The 19,499-nt window shown below is 55.8% G+C and carries 17 protein-coding genes; 8 read left to right on the top strand and 9 right to left on the bottom strand.

Annotated elements, in window-relative coordinates:
- The first annotated feature begins 236 nt into the window (after positions 1 to 236).
- Complete coding sequence (gene ydfZ / locus KGP24_RS11120) at positions 237 to 440, top strand: putative selenium delivery protein YdfZ (RefSeq protein ID WP_014883679.1); 204 nt, start codon at positions 237 to 239, stop codon at positions 438 to 440.
- A 43-nt stretch (positions 441 to 483) separates the two neighbouring features.
- Here the strand turns inward: ydfZ and KGP24_RS11115 are convergent, their stop codons facing one another.
- The 5 genes from KGP24_RS11115 to KGP24_RS11095 all read right to left on the bottom strand — a co-directional run bounded on the left by KGP24_RS11115 (position 484) and on the right by KGP24_RS11095 (position 6,295).
- Positions 484 to 1,947 carry a mannitol dehydrogenase family protein gene (locus KGP24_RS11115; RefSeq protein ID WP_223563343.1) on the bottom strand — a complete coding sequence of 488 codons (1,464 nt, stop codon included), beginning with the start codon at positions 1,945 to 1,947 and terminating at the stop codon, positions 484 to 486.
- 220 nt (positions 1,948 to 2,167) lie between these two features.
- A complete protein-coding gene (locus KGP24_RS11110; protein WP_223563342.1) occupies positions 2,168 to 3,535 on the bottom strand; it encodes an MFS transporter in 1,368 nt (455 codons plus the stop codon).
- A 73-nt stretch (positions 3,536 to 3,608) separates the two neighbouring features.
- Positions 3,609 to 4,628, bottom strand: a complete 1,020-nt coding sequence (locus KGP24_RS11105) for a Zn-dependent oxidoreductase (RefSeq protein WP_223563341.1) — start codon at positions 4,626 to 4,628, stop codon at positions 3,609 to 3,611.
- Between the two features lie 14 nt (positions 4,629 to 4,642).
- The gene (gene manD, locus KGP24_RS11100; protein ID WP_223563340.1) at positions 4,643 to 5,857 is read right to left on the bottom strand and encodes a D-mannonate dehydratase ManD; all 1,215 of its coding nucleotides are present in this window, start codon (positions 5,855 to 5,857) and stop codon (positions 4,643 to 4,645) included.
- A 111-nt stretch (positions 5,858 to 5,968) separates the two neighbouring features.
- On the bottom strand, positions 5,969 to 6,295 hold the full coding sequence (locus KGP24_RS11095) for a YnfA family protein (protein WP_223563339.1): 327 nt from the start codon (positions 6,293 to 6,295) through the stop codon (positions 5,969 to 5,971).
- Positions 6,296 to 6,447: 152 nt separating this feature from the next.
- Between KGP24_RS11095 and KGP24_RS11090 the strand changes: the two genes are divergently transcribed.
- Positions 6,448 to 6,786 carry a DUF1283 family protein gene (locus KGP24_RS11090; RefSeq protein ID WP_121423579.1) on the top strand — a complete coding sequence of 113 codons (339 nt, stop codon included), beginning with the start codon at positions 6,448 to 6,450 and terminating at the stop codon, positions 6,784 to 6,786.
- Positions 6,786 to 7,346 carry a spermidine N1-acetyltransferase gene (speG, locus tag KGP24_RS11085; RefSeq protein WP_048030664.1) on the top strand — a complete coding sequence of 187 codons (561 nt, stop codon included), beginning with the start codon at positions 6,786 to 6,788 and terminating at the stop codon, positions 7,344 to 7,346. Before KGP24_RS11090 ends, speG begins: the two co-directional genes overlap by 1 nt.
- A 17-nt stretch (positions 7,347 to 7,363) precedes the next feature.
- Here speG and KGP24_RS11080 read toward each other — a convergent pair whose 3' ends face one another.
- Positions 7,364 to 8,074, bottom strand: coding sequence for a YnfC family lipoprotein (locus KGP24_RS11080; protein ID WP_223563338.1), 711 nt, complete (start codon positions 8,072 to 8,074; stop codon positions 7,364 to 7,366).
- A 105-nt stretch (positions 8,075 to 8,179) separates the two neighbouring features.
- Between KGP24_RS11080 and KGP24_RS11075 the strand changes: the two genes are divergently transcribed.
- From KGP24_RS11075 to dmsD, 3 genes are all read left to right on the top strand, one after another.
- Positions 8,180 to 8,446, top strand: coding sequence for a DUF1161 domain-containing protein (locus KGP24_RS11075; protein ID WP_023335538.1), 267 nt, complete (start codon positions 8,180 to 8,182; stop codon positions 8,444 to 8,446).
- Between the two features lie 131 nt (positions 8,447 to 8,577).
- Complete coding sequence (gene ynfE, locus KGP24_RS11070; RefSeq protein WP_223563337.1) at positions 8,578 to 11,016, top strand: selenate/tellurate reductase subunit YnfE; 2,439 nt, start codon at positions 8,578 to 8,580, stop codon at positions 11,014 to 11,016.
- 93 nt (positions 11,017 to 11,109) lie between these two features.
- On the top strand, positions 11,110 to 11,724 hold the full coding sequence (dmsD, locus tag KGP24_RS11065; RefSeq protein WP_223563336.1) for a Tat proofreading chaperone DmsD: 615 nt from the start codon (positions 11,110 to 11,112) through the stop codon (positions 11,722 to 11,724).
- A 43-nt stretch (positions 11,725 to 11,767) separates the two neighbouring features.
- Here the strand turns inward: dmsD and KGP24_RS11060 are convergent, their stop codons facing one another.
- Entirely contained in the window at positions 11,768 to 13,483 is a 1,716-nt protein-coding gene (locus tag KGP24_RS11060) for a SulP family inorganic anion transporter (RefSeq protein WP_223563335.1), read from the bottom strand.
- A gap of 258 nt (positions 13,484 to 13,741) precedes the next feature.
- On the opposite strand from KGP24_RS11060, the gene KGP24_RS11055 reads away from it, so the two are divergent.
- Together KGP24_RS11055 and KGP24_RS11050 are read left to right on the top strand one after the other, a co-directional pair.
- Positions 13,742 to 14,290: a hypothetical protein gene (locus KGP24_RS11055; RefSeq protein ID WP_223563334.1), complete on the top strand. Its 549-nt coding sequence runs from the start codon at positions 13,742 to 13,744 to the stop codon at positions 14,288 to 14,290.
- A gap of 251 nt (positions 14,291 to 14,541) precedes the next feature.
- Positions 14,542 to 15,021 (top strand): Rrf2 family transcriptional regulator, encoded by a 480-nt coding sequence (locus tag KGP24_RS11050; protein ID WP_047348690.1) that lies wholly within the window; start codon positions 14,542 to 14,544, stop codon positions 15,019 to 15,021.
- 63 nt (positions 15,022 to 15,084) lie between these two features.
- Here the strand turns inward: KGP24_RS11050 and oqxB are convergent, their stop codons facing one another.
- Both oqxB and KGP24_RS11040 read right to left on the bottom strand, forming a co-directional pair.
- The gene (gene oqxB / locus KGP24_RS11045) at positions 15,085 to 18,240 is read right to left on the bottom strand and encodes a multidrug efflux RND transporter permease subunit OqxB (RefSeq protein WP_223563333.1); all 3,156 of its coding nucleotides are present in this window, start codon (positions 18,238 to 18,240) and stop codon (positions 15,085 to 15,087) included.
- Positions 18,241 to 18,264: 24 nt separating this feature from the next.
- Positions 18,265 to 19,440, bottom strand: coding sequence for an efflux RND transporter periplasmic adaptor subunit (locus tag KGP24_RS11040; protein WP_223563332.1), 1,176 nt, complete (start codon positions 19,438 to 19,440; stop codon positions 18,265 to 18,267).
- Positions 19,441 to 19,499 lie beyond the last annotated feature (59 nt).

The raw sequence follows: 19,499 nt of genomic DNA, 5'->3' as shown, positions 1-19,499 counted from the left end.
CACCGGGAATATAAACCAACCCTCAACGCTTCCCTGCTGAAACTATCAATGAATGAAAATAAAGGTCCACTTTGTAAATTGCTGTCTTGAACGGTCAGCGCCTTACACAATAAAGAAAAAAGTGTGAGTTTGATCAAAAACAAAAACATGTGATGCAGACAGGCGTATTTATATGCTCCGTGAACGGCAACCCTGAAATAACGCCGTAACGAACAGGTTAGAGAGGAGAAAATACCATGATGACATACGACCGTAACCGCAATGCAATCACCACCGGCAGCCGCGTCATGATTAGCGGCACGGGCAAAACTGGCGTGATTAAAGCGATCCACAGCGACGGGCTGGATGCCGCACAGGTACGCCGCAGCAAAACGGTTGAAGTGGAAGGATGCGAAGGTAAGTTCGAGCCGATTGAGCTGATTCGCCTGGGGATGCACTAAACGGTGTGCAGACATGCCGCCGCGAACGGCGGCATGTGCTGAATTACCGTTGAGACGCGTACTGCGCGACGGTCGCTTTCGCACCCTTTTGCAGCAACGACTGGTACGCGGTCATCACCGCAGCAACAAAGCGCGGCTCCTGCGGTAACTCCTTACCAAAGATGGCCTCAATGCCGAGCAGCGCCTTGACCCGGCCTTCCCCTTCCGCACTTCCCTTCACCGCCGCCTGAATCACCGCCAGCTGCGGATCGCTCACGTCGATGGCGTTACCCTGCTCGTCCACGCCGCCGACATAACGCATCCACCCTGCCACGCCCAGCGCCAGCAGCGGGAAAGGTTTCTGGTGCACCAGGTGCCAGCGCACGGAGTCCAGCATACGCTGCGGGAGCTTCTGGCTGCCGTCCATCGCGATTTGCCATGTCCGATGGCGGAGGGCCGGGTTGCTGTAGCGGGCAATCAGGAGATCGGCATAGCGTCCTAAATCGACGCCTTTGACCTTCAGCGTAGGTGCCTGCTCGCTAAGCATCAGCGCGTGCGCGGCGAGGCGGTAGTTCTTATCTTCCATACAGTCGTTGATATGCTGATAGCCCGCCAGATAGCCCAGGTACGCCAGGAACGAGTGGCTGCCGTTGAGCATGCGCAGCTTCATCTCTTCAAACGGGATCACGTCTGACACCAGCTCGGCTCCAGCCTTTTCCCACTCGGGACGTCCTGCCACAAAGTTATCCTCGATCACCCACTGGCGGAACGGTTCACAGGCGACCGCCGCCGGATCGCGCACGCCGGTCAGCCGTTCGATTTTATCCAGCGTATCGGGCGTAACCGCGGGCACGATGCGATCCACCATGGTTGACGGGAAGGTGACGTTAGCCTCGATCCAGTCCGCCAGCTCGCCGTCTACCGCCCGGGCGTAAGCGCAGGTCACATTGCGCATCACGTGGCCGTTCTCCGGCATGTTATCGCAGGACATCACGCTAAACGCAGGCAGACCCGCCGCTTTGCGACGCGCCAGCGCTTCCACCACCACGCCCGGCGCGGATTTCGGCTGGTGCGGGTTTTGCAGATCGGCGACGATAAACGGGTGATCGAGCATCAGTTGTCCGGTCGCCGGTGAGTGACAGTACCCTTTCTCGGTGATGGTCAGCGAGACAATTGCCACCTGCGGTTCGCACATCGCCGCCAGCACGCTCTCCAGCCCGTCAACCTGCGCATGCAGCGCCTTTTTGACCACGCCAACCACGCGGGATGTCCATGCATCGGCAGACATCTCCGCCACGGTATAAAGATTATCCTGCGCGTTCAGATCGGCAATCTGCTGCTCGCCGCCAATCAGGTTAACCTCACAGTAGCCCCAGCCGCTGCCGTGTTCGGCGGCGAGAATGTCGGCATACACCGCCTGATGCGCGCGGTGAAATGCGCCAAAGCCTAAATGTACAATGCGTGCTTTAAGGCTATCGCGATCGTAAAGAGGCAGCGTCGCGTTGGCCTGTAATAAGGTATTTTCCATGATTAAGACTCGTTAATTAGAAAGCCGTGGATCGCTGCCGCGCCTTCTGAAGCGGCAGCGCCTGCTGACTACACCAACTAGAATGGCAGTTGGAGTAAAAAAGTAACTGCCATCAACCATACTGATACTGCCGTTTGATATTTTGATTTATATTAACTTTTGGTCATGTGGTGTGACATAAAAACAAAGTTGTGTGACATGTCGCGCAAGCTATAAACCACTAGCGTCGCGAGGAGACAGCGCCATAACCGACCGTCTCTTTTGGCGCAGACTCGGCTGCATCATGCGCTGCGCTCAAATCACGGTCGCGCACTTCCGGCATCAGGATCGCCGAGACCAGCCCAATCACGGAATAGGCCACCATCATGGCGACAATCGGCCACCAGGTGCCGGTCATATTGCAGAATATACCCGCCAGTACCGGACCAAAGCCCACCGCCACCAGACCACCCGCCTCTTTCGAGATAGCCATACGGGTAAAGCGATTTCGCGAGCCAAACATCTCCGCCATGGTGATATTTTCCAGCGCAAACAGCCCCAGCACGGCAAAGTTATGAATAACGATGATAGAGAGCATGATCGTCCCCGGCGCATAGCTCTTATCGACGATGATCGACAGCATCGGGTATGCGAGAAGAATGGCGGAGATATTGAGGATAATGTACGGCAGACGGCGCCCTACTTTATCGGAAAGCCAGCCCAGCAGCGGAATGGAGATAAACCCGAGAATGGAGCTGATCATCAGCGCATCGGTAGGAATGGCCTTATCGAACAGCAGCGTCTGAACGAGATAACCTGCGAGGAACGTCTGGATCAGACCCGAGTTGCCGGCCTGGCCGAAACGCAGGCCGGTCGCCAGCCAGAAGGATTTACTTTTCACCATTGAACCCAGCGACGTGTCCGGCTGCGCGGTTTGTGCATCGTTCACTTTCTCAAATACCGGGCTCTCCTTGAGGTTCATACGCAGCCAGATGGCAAAGATCATCACCACGACGCTGGCGAGGAACGGCACGCGCCAGCCCCAGGCTATCAGCTCTTCACGGTCAAGGGCAAAGAACATCACGGCCCAAATCGCCGTTGCGCTCAGCGTCCCGCAGTTCGTTCCCATCGCCACCAGCGAGGAGATGATGCCGCGCTTCCCTTTCGGCGCGTACTCCGCCAGCATGGTCCCGGCCCCGGAGATCTCAGCCCCGGCGCCCAGGCCCTGAATAATACGCAGCGTCACCAGCAGAACCGGAGCAAAAATCCCGATCTGTTCATAGGTGGGCAGGACGCCAATCAGCGTGGTGCAGATCCCCATCATGGTGATGGTGATAAACAGCACCTTCTTACGGCCAATGCTGTCGCCCATTCTGCCGAAGATAAAAGCGCCGACAATACGTGCTATGTAGCCTGCGCCGTAGGTGCCCATCGCCAGGATCAGCGCCATCGCGGCTGACTGTTCCGGGAAGAAAATCTCGTGAAAGACCAGGGCCGCCCCCAGCGAGTAAAGCTGAAAGTCCATAAACTCCAGGGCGGTGCCCAGCCAGCCGGAAACGGCGGCTTTCACCAGATCTGAGGTGGTTCTTTGAGGTTGTGCTTGCGTCATAATGGCTATCTCTGAAGGGTAAGATGCGTACCACATAGAGCCTGTCTGCGCAGGCTCTTAACCGCGTAAATGATTATTGACCGAACGTGAGCAAGACTTTGCAGCACTGCCGCTGGTCCTTCTCAAACAGTTCAATGGCGTCTGTTACATGGTGATAGTCAAAGGTATGGGTGATCAGTTTTTCAGGGTCGATCAGCCCTTTTTTCAGCCAGTCGATGACGACCGGGAATTTGTTGGCATTGAGGCGCGAGGAGAAGATTGCCAGCTCTTTGCCGGTGATACCCTGCTGGACAATCTGGCTCGGCTCGCTGGAGAAGCCCATCAGCACGATGCGCGCCGCCGGTGAGGCCAGGGTAATCGCTTCCTGCAAAATCGCAGGATGACAGGCGGCATCAATGATTAACGTCGGTTTGATGCCCCTTTCTTCCAACGCGGCCTGCAGCGACTGCTCGCCGTTATTCAACACCCAGTCCGCGCCGCTGCGCTGGGCCATTTTCAGACGTTCGTCAATGCGATCAACCACGATAACCTGCTTCACCTTATAGACGCCCTTCAGCGCCTGCACGGTGACCAGCCCCATCGGCCCTGCGCCGTAAATCAGCGCGACGTCCTGCTCGGTGGGACTGGCCTGCCCCGTCACGTTGGCGGCGATGGTGAAGGGCTCAACCATGACGGCGTGTTTATCAGGAATGTCATCCGGGATGGGCCAGGCATTTTTAGCCGGTACCGCCGCGTATTCGCTGAAGCCCCCGTCGCGGTGTACGCCCAGCACCACCAGCGAGGTGCAGACGTTCGGTTTTCCGACGGAACACGGATAGCAGTGCCCGCAGCTGATCACCGGATCGACCGAGACGCGCTGGCCCAGACGGGCATTGTCGACACCCTCGCCCACGGCGTCGATCGCGCCAAAGAACTCATGACCGATCACGCGCGGATACTTCGCAAACGGGTTATGGCCGCGATAGATGTGGCTGTCTGAACCGCAGATCCCCGCCAGCTTAATTTTGACACGCACTTCACCAGGGGCTGGCTCCGGAAGTGGCCGCTCTTCAATCACCAGTTCGTTCGGCTGTTGAATCACTACGCTTTTCATCGTTCGCTCCTCGTTTACCAGTTCCACAGCGTGCCGTCTTCAAGACGGGCCACCGGCAGATAGGCCGGATCGTAGGGGTATTTCGCCGCCAGTTTTTCATCAAACTCGATGCCCAGCCCCGGCTTGTCGCCCGGATGCATATAGCCGCTATCAAAGCGCCAGCTGTGCGGGAAGACCTCCAGCATCTGTTCGGAATAGCCCATATATTCCTGGACGCCAAAGTTCGGCACCCACAGGTCGAAATGCAGCGCGGCGGCGTGGCATACAGGCGAGAGATCCGACGGACCGTGCGAGCCGGTTCGCACCTGGTAGAGCGAGGCGAAGTCCGCGATGCGACGCATCCCGGTGATCCCGCCCGCGTGGGTAATGGTGGTGCGAATATAGTCGATGAGCTGCTCTTCGATGAGCTGCTTGCAGTCCCAGATGCTGTTAAACACTTCCCCCACCGCAATTGGCGTGACGGTATGCTGGCGGATCAGCCGGAAGCAGGCCTGGTTTTCCGCAGGCGTTGGATCTTCCATCCAGAACATGCGATACGCTTCGATGCTCTTGCCGAAACGCGCCGCTTCGATTGGCGTCAGGCGGTGGTGCATGTCGTGCAGGAGATGTTCATTAAAACCAAATTTACTGCGCACCGCGTCGAACAGCTTCGGCGTGAAGTCGAGGTATTTTTCGGTGGACCACAGCTGCTCTTCTGGCCAGTCGCCTTTGGTCGCAGGCTCGTAGGCCAACCCTTTCCCTTTGGCCATGCCGTAGGTGGTTTTCATGCCCGGCACGCCGCACTGCACGCGGATAGCCTTGAAGCCCATCTCTTTATGGCGGGCGTAATCTTCCAGCACGTCGTCAATGGTGTGACCGGTCGTGTGGCAGTAAACCATCACGCCATCGCGGGATGCGCCGCCCAGCATCTGGTAGAGCGGCATGTTGGCCGCTTTGGCTTTGATGTCCCACAGCGCCATGTCCACGGCGGAGATAGCCGACATGGTGACCGGTCCACGACGCCAGTAGGCGCCCTTATAGAAAAACTGCCATATGTCTTCGATGCGGTGCGCATCGCGGCCAATCAGCTGCGGGCAAAGGTGGTCTTTCAGGTAGGAAGCAACGGAGAGTTCACGCCCGTTCAGCGTAGCGTCACCGAGGCCGACAATCCCCTCGTCGGTGGTGATTTTAAGGGTGACAAAGTTCCGCCCCGGGCAGGTAACAAACACGTCAGCCGCGACAATCTTCATAATTCCTTTCCTTACATCGTTCGTTGTGATGCTGGAAATTTACGCAACTACACTACTACCATACAAGTATAATGATCATGAAATCAGCTAACGATCACAAAAACCGGGGACTCAGGCCCGTCCCCATCCCGCCACAATAATCAGCATGCCGCACAGGGCAATCAGCGCGCCGGCCCAGTCGTATGCGCTGAGCTTGACGCCGTCCACCACGCGTAGCCACAGCAGCGCCGTGCAGACATAGACGCCACCGTAAGCGGCGTAGACTCGGCCGCTCGCAGCCGGATGCAGCGTTAGCAGCCAGACAAACAGGGCCAGCGCGACGCCCGCCGGGATCAGCAACAGTGCGCTTCCCTCCTTCTTCAGCCAGAGCCAGGGCAGGAAGCAGCCGATGATTTCGCAAAGCGCGGTGGCAAAAAAAAGCAGCGTCGTTTTAAGCATATTTCACGTCAGATGAGGATTTATTTAACCATCATACCTGATGATACCCTTTAGTTTTCCATACTTGCCCTGCGGGTATGACGTCATTTCGCTTTGGTGTAGAATCTGTTCGGGGTAACTTGATTATCTGCACCCGTTTAAAAGGAAACGCTATGACCACATTAAGCAAACGCCTTTGTCTGACAGCCCTGCTGGCGCTGTCATCGTTCGCCTTTGCCACCTCTGCGACAGCGGAAACCAGCAAGCTCATTATTGAGTCTGGTGACAGCGCGCAAAGCCGCCAGAACGCCGCCATGGACAAAGAACAATGGAATGACACCCGTAACCTTCGTCAGAAGGTCAACAAACGTGCTGAAAAAGAGTGGGACAAAGAAGACGTCGCTTTTGACGCGCGCGATAAGTGTCAGCAAAGTGCAAACGTCAACGCCTACTGGGAGCCTAACACCCTGCGCTGTCTGGATCGCCGCACTGGCCGCACGGTAGCCCCGTAATGTCGGTATCCTGCGACGTTAAACTCCGTCCGCTGGAGCGTGAAGACCTGCGCTTCGTCCACCAGCTCGACAATAACGCCAGCGTAATGCGCTACTGGTTCGAAGAGCCTTACGAGGCCTTTGTTGAACTGTCCGATCTCTACGATAAGCACATTCACGATCAAAGTGAACGTCGTTTTGTTGTGGAGTGTGAAGGCGAAAAAGCCGGTCTTGTGGAGCTGGTTGAGATCAACCACGTTCACCGCCGGGCGGAGTTTCAGATCATCATCTCCCCTGAGCATCAGGGAAAAGGCCTTGCCTCAAGGGCAGCAAAGCTGGCAATGGATTACGGATTCAACGTTCTGAATCTCTACAAGCTTTACCTGATTGTGGATAAAGAGAACGAGAAAGCGATCCATATCTACCGCAAGCTGGGCTTTATGGTGGAAGGCGAGCTGATTCACGAGTTCTTTATCAACGGCGAATACCGCAATACCATTCGCATGTGCATCTTCCAGCATCAGCACCTGGCCGGGCACAAGCCGTCAGGCGCCAGCCTGCTGAAACCGACCGCGCAGTAATCTGCGCGGTTTTATTCTCAGTAGTATTCAATCGTGTTTTTGATGGTGTATTTGCGCTCAACGGCGGGTTTGACGCTATCATCGGTGATCGTTAGATCGCAGCTCACCGGGTTATTGTGTCGATCGTAATCGCAGCTTTGCTTGACGTTACCGAGCGGCTTGTCGTTCAGCATGCTCACTGCCGAGTAATCCATTCTTTTGCGAACGTCTTTAGACGGCGTCGACTGAACGGACAGATGCCGATCTCCGGAGACGGTGGTTTTGCCCAGCGGGTAGCCATCCGCATCGTAGCGATACTTCACTTCCATCTCTTTGCCGTGCGCCGCCACCACAAAACCGTTGTCGTCGGTATCCCACGTCACCCCGGCTGACGGCAGTTCGGCCAGCTGGCATTTCCCCTGCAGCTTCACTTTGCGCTGCTGGGTTTCCGCATCAAGATAGTAATTGGCATCCAGCACCAGCGCCACGCCGGTGTTCGCCTCAAGGTCGTGCAGCTCAAGGGTATCGAAACAGCCTTCCGTTGACACGGTGCCGGTGACCCGTTTGGACACTTCACCCTTCTCGTTGAACAAGGTCTGGGTAAAGTCTTTGACCGGGCCGCGCAGCGGGTCAAAATCAAATTCGTTCGAAAAACTCGCCATCTCGGGCGTAAACGACAGCGGCGCGGAGCTGTTATCGCACCCCACCAGTGTTGCTGCCAGTAGCGTTATCGCTGCGTATTTCTTCACATTTATTACCGTACAGGGAGATTATTCCCAATCATATTAGCAAATACAGTTGTTTACACGAAGCCTGCTAAAATTAATCTCTACACAGAGAAAAGGAGCGACATGATGAAACGGCTACCCTGGATTACCGCCCTGCTGTTAATGAGTGCCTCAACGGCCGCGCTGGCGGCACCGGATTCCTGCGAGCGCGTGAAAAGCGACATTCAGCAGAAAATTATCAACAACGGCGTGCCTGAATCAGGTTTTACGCTGAGCATTGTGCCGAACGACCAGGCAGACCAGGCGGGCACGCAGGTGGTGGGCCATTGCGCCAACGACACCTTTAAAATTTTGTATACGCGTACAGGCAACGGGGCTGCTGACGCCCAGTAATTTACCCTCAATCCCCTTTGATTTGATAAGGATTAAGATTTAATACCCCCAAATCAGTAACACTCACCCCATCATTAGCCCGGTTATCATTTCGGGAAAAATAATACGCAATTATAATGATGGGGTGAGCCATGTCCGATATTGAACATCACGGCGGGATTAGCCGTCGAACTCTCGTGAAATCTACGGCAATAGGTTCTCTGGCGCTTGCCGCTGGTGGGATCTCGCTTCCTTTTGGTTTAAGAAGCGCCGCCGCGGCGGTGAAGGACGCCGTTCAGCCTTCTGAAGATAAAGTGGTCTGGGGCGCCTGCTCTGTCAACTGCGGCAGCCGCTGTGCGCTGCGTCTGCACGTCCGTGACGAGGAAGTGTACTGGGTCGAAACGGATAACACCGGCGAGGATATTTACGGTAACCATCAGGTGCGCGCCTGCCTGCGCGGACGTTCAATTCGCCGTCGGATCAATCACCCCGACCGCCTGAACTACCCGATGAAACGCGTGGGCAAACGCGGCGAAGGCAAGTTTGAGCGCATCACATGGGATGAAGCGCTGAACATCATCACCGCCAGCCTCAAAGACGTGGTCGACAAATACGGCAACGAAGCGGTGTATATTAACTACTCTTCCGGGATTGTCGGCGGCAATATCACCCGCTCCTCCCCTTACGCTTCGCTGGTGGCGCGCCTGATGAACTGCTACGGCGGTTTCCTGAGCCACTACGGCACCTACAGCACAGCGCAAATCGCCTGCGCCATGCCCTACACCTACGGCAGTAACGACGGCAACAGCACCTCGGATATTGAAAACACCAAACTGGTGGTGATGTTCGGCAATAATCCGGCGGAAACGCGCATGAGCGGCGGCGGGATTACGTATTATCTGGAGCAGGCTCGCGAACGCTCCAACGCGCGCATGATCGTTATCGACCCGCGCTATACCGATACGGCAGCCGGACGCGAAGATGAATGGATCCCGATCCGTCCGGGTACCGATGCCGCGCTGGTAGCGGGGATCGCCTGGGTCTTGATCGATGAAAACCTGGTCGATCAGCCGTTCCTGGATAAATACTGCGTTGGCTATGACGAAAAAACGCTGCCAGAAGGCGCGCCTGCTAACGGCCACTACAAAGCGTACATTCTCGGCCAGGGTGATGACAACACGGCTAAAACGCCGGAGTGGGCCTCACGCATCACCGGCATTCCCGCGGATCGCATCATCAAGCTTGCCCGCGAAATTGGCTCTGCAAAACCGGCCTACATCTGCCAGGGCTGGGGACCACAACGCCAGGCGAACGGCGAGCTGACGTCCCGCGCCATTGCCATGCTGCCTATCCTCACCGGAAACGTGGGCATCAACGGCGGTAACAGCGGCGCGCGTGAGTCAACCTACACCATCACCATTGAACGTATGCCGCTACCGGATAACCCGGTCAAAACCCAAATCTCCTGCTTCAGCTGGACGGACGCCATCGCCCGCGGGCCGGAGATGACCGCCCTGCGCGACGGCGTGCGCGGCAAGGATAAGCTGGACGTGCCCATTAAGTTCATCTGGAACTACGCGGGCAATACCATCATCAACCAGCACTCGGATATCAATAAAACCCACGAAATCCTGCAGGATGAAAGCAAGTGCGAAATGATTGTCGTCATCGACAACTTCATGACGTCGTCAGCGAAGTACGCCGATATCGTGCTGCCGGACCTGATGACTGTCGAGCAGGAAGACATCATTCCTAACGATTATGCGGGCAATATGGGCTACCTGATATTCCTTCAGCCCGTGACCGCGCCGAAGTTCGAGCGTAAGCCGATCTACTGGATCATGAGCGAAGTAGCGAAACGCCTCGGGCCGGATATCCATCAGAAATTTACCGAAGGACGGACGCAGGAACAGTGGCTGCAGTACCTGTATGCCAAAATGCTCGAAAAAGATCCTAAACTGCCGTCCTATGACGAGCTGAAAAAAATGGGCATTTACAAGCGCAAGGATCCGAACGGCCACTTTGTGGCCTATAAAAAATTCCGTGAAAATCCGGAAGCGAACCCGCTGAAAACGCCGTCGGGTAAGATTGAAATTTACTCCAGCAAGCTGGCGGAGATTGCTGCCACCTGGGAGCTGGAAAAAGATGAGACCATCAGCCCGCTGCCCGTCTACGCATCAACCTTCGACGGATGGGATGCGCCCGAGCGCGCGCAGTTCCCGCTGCAGCTGTTCGGTTTCCACTTTAAGGCCCGTACCCACTCGAGCTACGGTAACGTCGACGTGCTGAAAGCGGCCTGCCGCCAGGAGATCTGGCTTAATCCTGTTGATGCCGAAAAACGCGGCATTAAAAACGGAGATACGGTGCGCGTCTTTAACGACCGCGGTGAGGTGAGAATTGAAGCGAAAGTCACGCCGCGCATCATGCCCGGCGTGAGCGCCATGGGTCAGGGTGCCTGGCACGATGCCAATATGAGTGGCGATCGTATCGACCACGGGTCATGCATCAACACTCTGACCACGCACCGCCCTTCACCGCTGGCAAAAGGCAACCCGCAGCACACCAATCTGGTGCAGATCGAGAAGGTGTAGCGGGTGAATTGCGTGACAGTGGTTTATTCTATGGTCAGTATTATTGGTTAACTCAGTCACGCGGACACCCTCCGCGCAGGCAAGGAAGATTTAATGAAAGACGTCTCACATCGTGAATCGTTCGCGTTCAGCGCCCGGGTGCTGGGTGCGCTGTTTTATTTCGCGCCAGACAGCGAGCAGGCCGCGCCGCTGGTGCAAGCCCTTACCGCGGGCGAATGGGTTCAGGACTGGCCCCTGCCGCCGGAAACGCTGCAGCCCGTTGCCGATACGTTTGCCTCATCTTCCGATGAGCCGCTGACGGACGCCTGGCAAAGGCTGTTTATTGGCCCTTACGCCCTGCCCGCTCCGCCCTGGGGATCCGTCTGGCTGGACCGCGAATCCGTGCTGTTTGGCGACTCGACCCTCGCGCTGCGCCAGTGGATGCGCGAGAACAATATCGCGTTTGAGATGCAGCAGAATGAACCGGAAGATCATATCGGAACGCTGCTGCTGCTGGCAGCGTGGCTGGCCGAGAATGGCCGCGAGTTGGAGTGCGCTCAGCTTTTGGCGTGGCACCTGCTGCCGTGGAGCACCCGTTTCCTGTCGGTATTTGTCGACAACGCCGGGCATCCGTTTTATACCGCGCTGGGCAGGCTTGCGCAGCTGACACTCGCGGACTGGCGCTCCGGGCTGCTTATTCCGGTTGCGGAAAAGACGCTGTATCGCTAAGGCGGGTGGCTTGCTCGCAGTTGGCGGGCAAGCCTTTAACTTCTTATGCCTCTCCACCTGATTCACTCGCACTCTCTTTACTTTGAATGAACCGAAGCGCGAGATAGAGGTCTGGCGCAAGAATCATGTCTTCGTCATTCATCGTTGGCCGACTGTCTTTAAACCAGCGCGTTAATTCCGTTTTTCTGCCCGCAAGGATTAATTTAATCTGTCGACCTTTCAGGTCGCGCTTTAACTCATTAATGGTTGCCAGAACGCTGATGTCTGAATAGGTGAAGCAAGCAACGGCATCAATGACCACCCATTTAGGTTGTATGGCTGCACCATCAACCAGGTTTAATACCCGACGCTTAAAATAAGCCACATTAAAATAGGTCAACGGTGAATTAAATCGATACATCAGCACACCCGGGACCATTTTAATATCGTTAGTATTTCCTAATGAGTGAATCATTCCATCTTCGTCAGTGCCCAGCAGGTGCTCTGAGGGACGAAACACTGTACGAAGGAACTGTAACAGGCCAAGCAACACCGCAAGGCCGATCCCCTGGATAACGCCGATAATTAAAACGCAGCCAAAGGTAAAGAAGGCCAGACGAAATGCCTGTTTATTTCTGCGCCTCAGGTTCCATAATCCACGTAAATCAATCAATGACCAGGATGCGTACATCAGAACAATACCTAATGCAGATACCGGAATAAATTGTAATGGCTGAGTGAAAAATACCACGACGATACCGATGAGTAAGGCTGCGATTACGGAAACCAGCTGACTTTTCCCTCCAACTGAATCATTAACCGCGGTCCGGGAATCGGCGCCACTGATAGCAAACCCCTGAGATAACCCAGACATAATGTTCGCAATACCCAGCGCTCTGAACTCAGCATCAGCATTAATTTCATAGCCATTTTTCGCGGCAAAACTGCGGGCGGTCAGCATTAGACTAACAAAACTGACCAAAGCCAGGTTCAGCGCCGGGATCACTAAATCACGCATCGGACCGGGCTGGAACGCTCCCCAGTGAACGACGGGTAAACCAGGCTGGAAACCGTCTCCCCCAATCGTGGCGATACCATACTGCTGCGCGGACGTCGCCCACACCAGTGCCGTTGTCAGCACAATGGCAATCAACGGTGCTGGCCACTGGCTGCGATACGTTTTAATAACCATTAAAATAATTAACGTTAAGAGTGATATCCCTACGGTTAATAAATGGCTTTCCGAAAGTCGGCCTGGCAAGGCCATTATTTTCTCAATAACCTGCGCTTCATCTAGCTTGATCCCCAAAACCTTGCCTAATTGCCCGACAATAATCGTCACGGCTACGCCATTAAGCAAACCCGTAAGAATGGGATGAGAAAGCAGATCGGCAAGTGCGCCCAGGCGAAACTTACTGGCAAGCAGGCACCATCCGCCCATCATCAATGTCATGATGATTGTCAGTTGCCAGTGCAGTTCGGGATTACCCGCAGAAAGAGGAAACACGACGGCCGCAATCACCGCGCAGGTCGTGGCATCAGGGCCGACGATAAGCTGACGTGAAGAACCAAACAGTGCATACGCTATCATCGGTAAAACGCAGGAATAGAGCCCCACTATTGCCCCAACCCCCGCCAGCTCAGCATACGCAATAGCAACGGGTAGCGCGACAGCCGCCACGGATAACCCGGCTTTAACATCCTGTTTTAGCCAGCTTTTATCGTAGGCTAACAAATTTTGTAACCCTGGCATGTAGTTTAATAAAACTTTTCCGAACACGTTATTCTCCGGATATAAATATTACCCACGTAATGTTGGCACACTTCTCAGTAAGCCTCTGGTATTTAAATGCTCCGGACTGAGGCAGCCAACGTTCTGACTGGTTATAAGAGCGTGAGGAATGGTTTGCTGACAGGTTCTGTAACCCCCAACAAGTGACGTGAGCATCTCAATTCCCTGTATATATGCTAGAGTTTGTACAGTTGCATGCCGAAACTAGCCCCTTTAAATTCAGTACGTTAGCCAAAGTGAGCAAGTATGTATAATATTCCACATAAGCAGACAGTTCGGAAAAGACACCCCACATGGCTGTGGTGCGGAAGTTTTTATCTGGTTACATTGCATTGCTCTGCAGATGAAATAAATTTGTACTCAATTAACACTGGCTCATACGTTTATCATCTGACACATAATCACGGACAATACACAGAGAACTTTGAAAATAAGTTTGTATCCGTAGAGAGGAAATTCTCGGACACGTCGAAATATAGCGTTGTGCTCGGCACAATGAAAAACAGCTTTAATGACAGATGTCTGGCTGCCGGCGTTAGAAGAGACTGGGCTGGATGGGATAACGGTTGGGTTTTTAAGGGAATCTATGGATATGTAGGTGAATTTTTCTTTGATACTTTCGACGATTGTGGCGACCATGGTTCGTACCATGATTTTAAAAAAGTAACAGGTATAGGGTTCTCTCCGTACATTTATCATGGGTTCCAGTATAATTTTACCTCTTATTTTGGAATGGATGTGGGTCTAATCATCCCCTCTGTATTTGTCATTACAGCACAATGGAGCTTTAGATAAATCCGATATTGGGCTATCACCCGCTTCACCGTGAGCAGAGAAACGCCCGCTGAGTTGAGCACTTAACCAGAAGTCGTGGAGACGGTTGACTTCCCGGACCGCACGTTTAGCTAAACCAGAACAGGGGGTTTGATCGCAAATGCCGCAGATTGCTTCAAAATAATTACCGTATTTGTTATATTGTTGTTTATTGCTTATTCACCTCTGCGGTGCCAAAAAGAACAAGATTCACCGCAACCCAGGATACAAAAATGTTAGATTACCGCTTCCCGACAGCTTTGCAGATGGTTCTCAGCGTAGCGATGGCGGAGCAATTGGGTGAACGTTCGACGAGTGCAATTCTGGCCTACGGCCTGGAAGCGAACCCGAGCTTCATCCGTAAATTGATGGTACCGCTGACGCGTGACGGCATTATCGTCTCAACGCTTGGCCGTAACGGCTCCATTCATCTTGGTCGCCCGCCGGAAGAGATCACCCTGCGCGACATCTACCTTTCGGTTATTGAAGATAAAAAGCTGTGGGCCTCGCGCCCTGACGTGCCGGCCCGCTGTGTGGTCAGCGCTAACGCCTGCTGGTACTTCAAATCAATATCCGAAGAAGCCGAGGAGGCTTCGTTAGCGGTATTAGCCCGCCATACTGTGGCAAGCGCGCTGGAAGAAGTGAAAAAAGCCGATACCAGCGGCTGCGATCCGGTGCCTGAACTTATCGCCAAATATAAAGAAGCCCTTTAACTTTCATTGAGTGCAAAAAAAACCGCCTTGCCATGAAGGCGGTTTTTATTATCTACAGCGTCCCTACGCAGGCAGAACGTCCCTTTCCTCTTTTTTCCCGCGCGTCACCAACTTACGCAGCGTCACGTAGAACACCGGCGTCAGGAACAGACCAAACAGCGTCACGCCCAGCATCCCGGAGAACACCGTAATCCCGGTGACGCCACGCACTTCTGCGCCCGCGCCGTGTCCGAGGATCAGCGGAATGGTCCCGGCAATAAAGGCGATGGAGGTCATCACAATCGGGCGTAAACGCAGGCGGCACGCCTCCAGCGCGGCCTCCATAATGCCTTTGCCCTGAATTTCCAGCTCGCGGGCAAACTCCACGATAAGAATCGCGTTTTTACACGCCAGCCCCATCAGTACCACCAGCCCCACCTGCACGAACACGTTGTTATCGCCACCGGTCAGCCAGACGCCAAACAGCGCGGAGAGCATGGTCATCGGCACGATGAGGATCACCGCCAGCGGCAGCGTCCAGCTTTCATACAGCGCCGCCAGCACCAGGAACGCCAGCAGAACCGCGACCGGGAAGACGATCAGCGCCGTATTGCCCTGCGTCGCCTGCTGGAAGCTCAGGTCCGTCCATTCAATGTTCATCCCGTTTGGCAGGATCTGCTTAGACATCGCGTCCAGCTGCGTCATCGCCTGCGCAGATGAGAGCACGCGCGGGTCGGCATCGCCAATCAGGTCTGCCGCCGGGTAGCCATTGTAGCGGATCACCGGATCCGGCCCGTAGGTGGTCGTGATTTTCACCATACTGCCAATCGGCACCATTTCACCCTGGCTATTACGGGTGCGCAGATTCGCAATATCTTCCACGCTGTCGCGGAACTGCCCGTCGGCCTGCGCCATCACGCGCCAGGTACGCCCGAACTGGTTGAAGTCATTCACGTACGACGAGCCCAGATAGGTTTGCAGCGTACCGAAAAGATCGGTCAGCGACACGCCCTGCGCTTTCGCCTTGTCACGGTCAACCTGCACGTCCAGCTGCGGAACGTTAGCCTGGTAGGTTGAGATCGGGAAATGCATCCCCGGCGTCTGCATAATCGCGCCGGACATGGTGTTCACCGCGTTTTGCAGCGCGCCATAGCCCAGACCGCCGCGATCCTGGATGTACAGAGAATAGCCCGACCCCTGACCCAGCCCTAAAATCGGCGGTGGCAGGATGGAGAAGCCAAAGCCTTCCTGAATTTGCGCGATTTTCGCGTTGATCTCCGCGTTAATTTCCGCCGCAGTATGTTTACGCTGGTCGAACGGCTTCAGGCCGAAGAAGACCGTTCCGGTATTCGGCGTGTTGGTGAACTGCAGCGCGTTCAGCCCCGGGAACGCGACCGCGTAGTCCACGCCTTCGGTATTCATCCCGATTTCGCTCATTTTGCGGATCACCGCGTCAGTGCGCGCCAGCGACGAACCTTCCGGCATTTTCACGCCGCCAATCAGGTACAGCTTGTCCTGCGTCGGAATAAACCCGCCGGGCACCGCTTTAAACATGACGCCGGCGGCACAGAGCAGCAGCAGATACACCACAAACACCGCGCCGCGTCGGCCGAGCGTTTTGCCCACCAGCCCCTGATAGCCGTTAGAGCTGCGGTGGAAAAAGCGGTTAAATGGACGGAAAATCCAGCCGAACAGACGATCGATAAGCCGTGTCGGGAAATCTTTCGGCGCGCCGTGCGGTTTTAACAGCAGTGCCGCCAGTGCCGGAGAGAGCGTCAGCGAGTTAATGGCGGAGATGACCGTAGAAATCGCGATCGTCACCGCAAACTGCTTGTAGAACTGACCGGTAACGCCCGAGAGGAACGCCATCGGGACAAACACCGCGCACAGCACCAGCGCAATCGCAATAATCGGCCCGGACACTTCTCGCATCGCCTGATGCGCCGCCGCAAGCGGCGCCAGCCCCTCTTCTATGTTTCGCTCGACGTTTTCCACCACCACGATGGCGTCGTCCACCACGATACCGATGGCCAGCACCAGCCCGAACAAACTCAGGGTATTCAGCGAGAAGCCGAGCAGGTAGAGAATGCTGAAGGTACCCACCACCGAAACCGGCACCGCGATCAGCGGAATGATCGACGCGCGCCAGGTTTGCAGGAACAGGATCACCACCAGCACCACAAGCACCACCGCTTCCAGCAGCGTTTGCACGACCGCACGGATCGAATCGCGCACGAAAACGGTCGGATCGTAAGGTGCCGCCCACTTCATATCTGCCGGGAAGCGCGTGGACAGTTCGTCCATTTTCGCGCGCACCGCGTTAGACAGATCGATGGCGTTCGCCCCCGGCGACTGGAAGATACCAATCCCGACCGCGTCTTTATTGTTCAGCTGGGAACGCAGCGCATAGCTGCCGGACCCCATTTCGATACGCGCCACGTCGCGCAGGCGGACGACCGTACCGTCCTGCGTCGTTTTCAGGACAATATTGCCGAACTCTTCTTCGGTATGCAGACGCCCCTGGGCGTTAATGGAGATCAGGAAATCGCTCTCTTTCGGCAGCGGCTCGGCGCCAAGCTGCCCGGCGGACACCTGCACGTTCTGCTCCTGCATCGCCGTCACCACGTCCGAAGCGGTTAGCCCGCGGGCCGCCACCTTGTTGGGATCCAGCCAGACGCGCATCGCATATTCACCCGAGCCGAAAATCTGGATCTGGCCGACGCCGGGCAGGCGCGCCAGCTCGTCCTTCACCTTCAGCGTGGCGTAGTTACGCATATACAGGGAGTCGTACTTACCGTTCGGCGAAAACAGATGCACCACCAGCGTCAGCGTCGGGGACTGTTTCTGGGTAGTGATGCCCAAACGCCGCACGTCTTCCGGCAGACGCGCTTCGGCCTGCGCAACGCGGTTTTGCACCTGAACCTGCGCCTGATCCGGATCGGTTCCCGGACGGAAGGTGACGGTAGTTACCAGCACGCCATCGGAACCCGCGACGGACTTCATGTACATCATGTTCTCAACGCCGTTGATCGCCTCTTCCAGCGGCGTCGCCACCGTCTCGGCAATCACTTTCGGGTTGGCGCCCGGGTACTCCGCGCGCACCTGCACGCTTGGCGGCACGACGTCAGGATATTCGCTCACCGGCAGCAGCGGGATGGCGATTAACCCTGTGATAAAAATCAGAATCGACAGCACCGCGGCAAAAATCGGCCTGTCGATGAAAAAGCGGGAAAAGTCCATGGAGTGGATTCTCAGGTCAAGGGATCAGTTGAGGGCGCTGGTGGCGGTCATGGCAACGGTTTTCGCGTTAACCGGCATACCCGGCATAAACACTTTCTGTAAACCCTCGACGATGACTTTATCGCCAGGGTTCAGCCCCTGCCGCACGATGCGTAAACCGTCTGCCAGACGGCCCGGCGTGATGTCCCGGCGCTGCGCTTTCCCCTCTTTATCGACGATATAAACGTACTTACGATCCTGATCGGTCAGAACCGCTTTGTCGTCGATAAGCGTGGCTTTGAACTCCGCGCTGCCCGGCAGGCGTACGCGGGCAAAAAGTCCCGGCGTGAACTGGCGCTGCGCGTTATCCAGCAGCGCGCGCATGCGGATGGTGCCGGTACTCGGCGTCAGCTGGTTATCAAGGAAGTCCACTTTGCCCTGATGGGGATAGCCCTCCTCGCCCGTCAGGCCAATCTCAACCGGAAGCGCCGTGTGGTTGCTGGACGCCCCCTGCCCGCTGCGGGCCAGGTTTTGATAGTGAAGATAGGTTGACTCGTCCACGTCAAAGTAAACGTAAACCGTTTTCTGCGAGACCAGCGTGGTGAGGACGCTGGCGGTGTCGCCCGCAGTCACCAGGTTCCCGCTGGTGATCATCGCCCGGCTGGCGCGGCCGTCGATAGGCGCGGTGACTTTGGTGAAGTCCAGGTTGAGCTGCGCGGCGTCCACTGCCGCCTGCGCGGCGCGAATATCGGCCTGCGCCTGAGTGGCTGCCGAACGACGCTGCTCCCACTCTTCGCGGGAGACAACGTTGGTATTGACCAGCTTATCGGTACGGTTAGCCTCGCTTTGCGCCAGGCTGGCCTGCGTTTTGGCTCTCGCCAGGTTAGCCTGCGCCTGTTCCAGCGCCGCGCGATAGGTTCGGTCATCAATCGTGAACAGCACCTCGCCCTTCTTCACTTCCTGGCCGTCGGTGTAATTCACCTTATCAATGTAGCCGGACACGCGCGGACGGAGCTGAACGCTCTCCACCGCTTCAATCCGGCCGTTAAAGCTATCCCACTGGCTAATGGATTTCACCACCACGTCAGCAGCGCTGACGGCGGGCGCAGGCGGCGCTGCATTTTGCGCGACGCTATTATCGCATCCGACGAGCAGCACGGAGAGCAACATTGCCCCCAGCGCGCTCATATGAGAGTTACCCCAGGTTTTTTGCAGGCTCATTATTTTTATTCCGGTAATTGTCGCCGCCGGGCAAGACGCAGCAGGAGGCACCGCGCCAC

Source organism: Enterobacter sp. JBIWA008 (assembly GCF_019968765.1).
GTDB lineage: Bacteria > Pseudomonadota > Gammaproteobacteria > Enterobacterales > Enterobacteriaceae > Enterobacter.
This window is presented reverse-complemented; position numbering and strand designations above follow the sequence as displayed.

Coding starts and splice junctions, on each gene's coding strand:
- KGP24_RS11075 (WP_023335538.1), top strand. CDS start 8,180: ATGAAACGGCTACCCTGGATTACCGCCCTGCTGTTAATGAGTGCCTCA.
- manD (WP_223563340.1), bottom strand. CDS start 5,857: ATGAAGATTGTCGCGGCTGACGTGTTTGTTACCTGCCCGGGGCGGAAC.
- oqxB (WP_223563333.1), bottom strand. CDS start 18,240: ATGGACTTTTCCCGCTTTTTCATCGACAGGCCGATTTTTGCCGCGGTG.
- KGP24_RS11055 (WP_223563334.1), top strand. CDS start 13,742: ATGTATAATATTCCACATAAGCAGACAGTTCGGAAAAGACACCCCACA.
- speG (WP_048030664.1), top strand. CDS start 6,786: ATGTCGGTATCCTGCGACGTTAAACTCCGTCCGCTGGAGCGTGAAGAC.
- KGP24_RS11110 (WP_223563342.1), bottom strand. CDS start 3,535: ATGACGCAAGCACAACCTCAAAGAACCACCTCAGATCTGGTGAAAGCC.
- dmsD (WP_223563336.1), top strand. CDS start 11,110: ATGAAAGACGTCTCACATCGTGAATCGTTCGCGTTCAGCGCCCGGGTG.
- KGP24_RS11095 (WP_223563339.1), bottom strand. CDS start 6,295: ATGCTTAAAACGACGCTGCTTTTTTTTGCCACCGCGCTTTGCGAAATC.
- KGP24_RS11115 (WP_223563343.1), bottom strand. CDS start 1,947: ATGGAAAATACCTTATTACAGGCCAACGCGACGCTGCCTCTTTACGAT.
- KGP24_RS11090 (WP_121423579.1), top strand. CDS start 6,448: ATGACCACATTAAGCAAACGCCTTTGTCTGACAGCCCTGCTGGCGCTG.
- ydfZ (WP_014883679.1), top strand. CDS start 237: ATGATGACATACGACCGTAACCGCAATGCAATCACCACCGGCAGCCGC.
- KGP24_RS11050 (WP_047348690.1), top strand. CDS start 14,542: ATGTTAGATTACCGCTTCCCGACAGCTTTGCAGATGGTTCTCAGCGTA.
- KGP24_RS11040 (WP_223563332.1), bottom strand. CDS start 19,440: ATGAGCCTGCAAAAAACCTGGGGTAACTCTCATATGAGCGCGCTGGGG.
- ynfE (WP_223563337.1), top strand. CDS start 8,578: ATGTCCGATATTGAACATCACGGCGGGATTAGCCGTCGAACTCTCGTG.
- KGP24_RS11105 (WP_223563341.1), bottom strand. CDS start 4,628: ATGAAAAGCGTAGTGATTCAACAGCCGAACGAACTGGTGATTGAAGAG.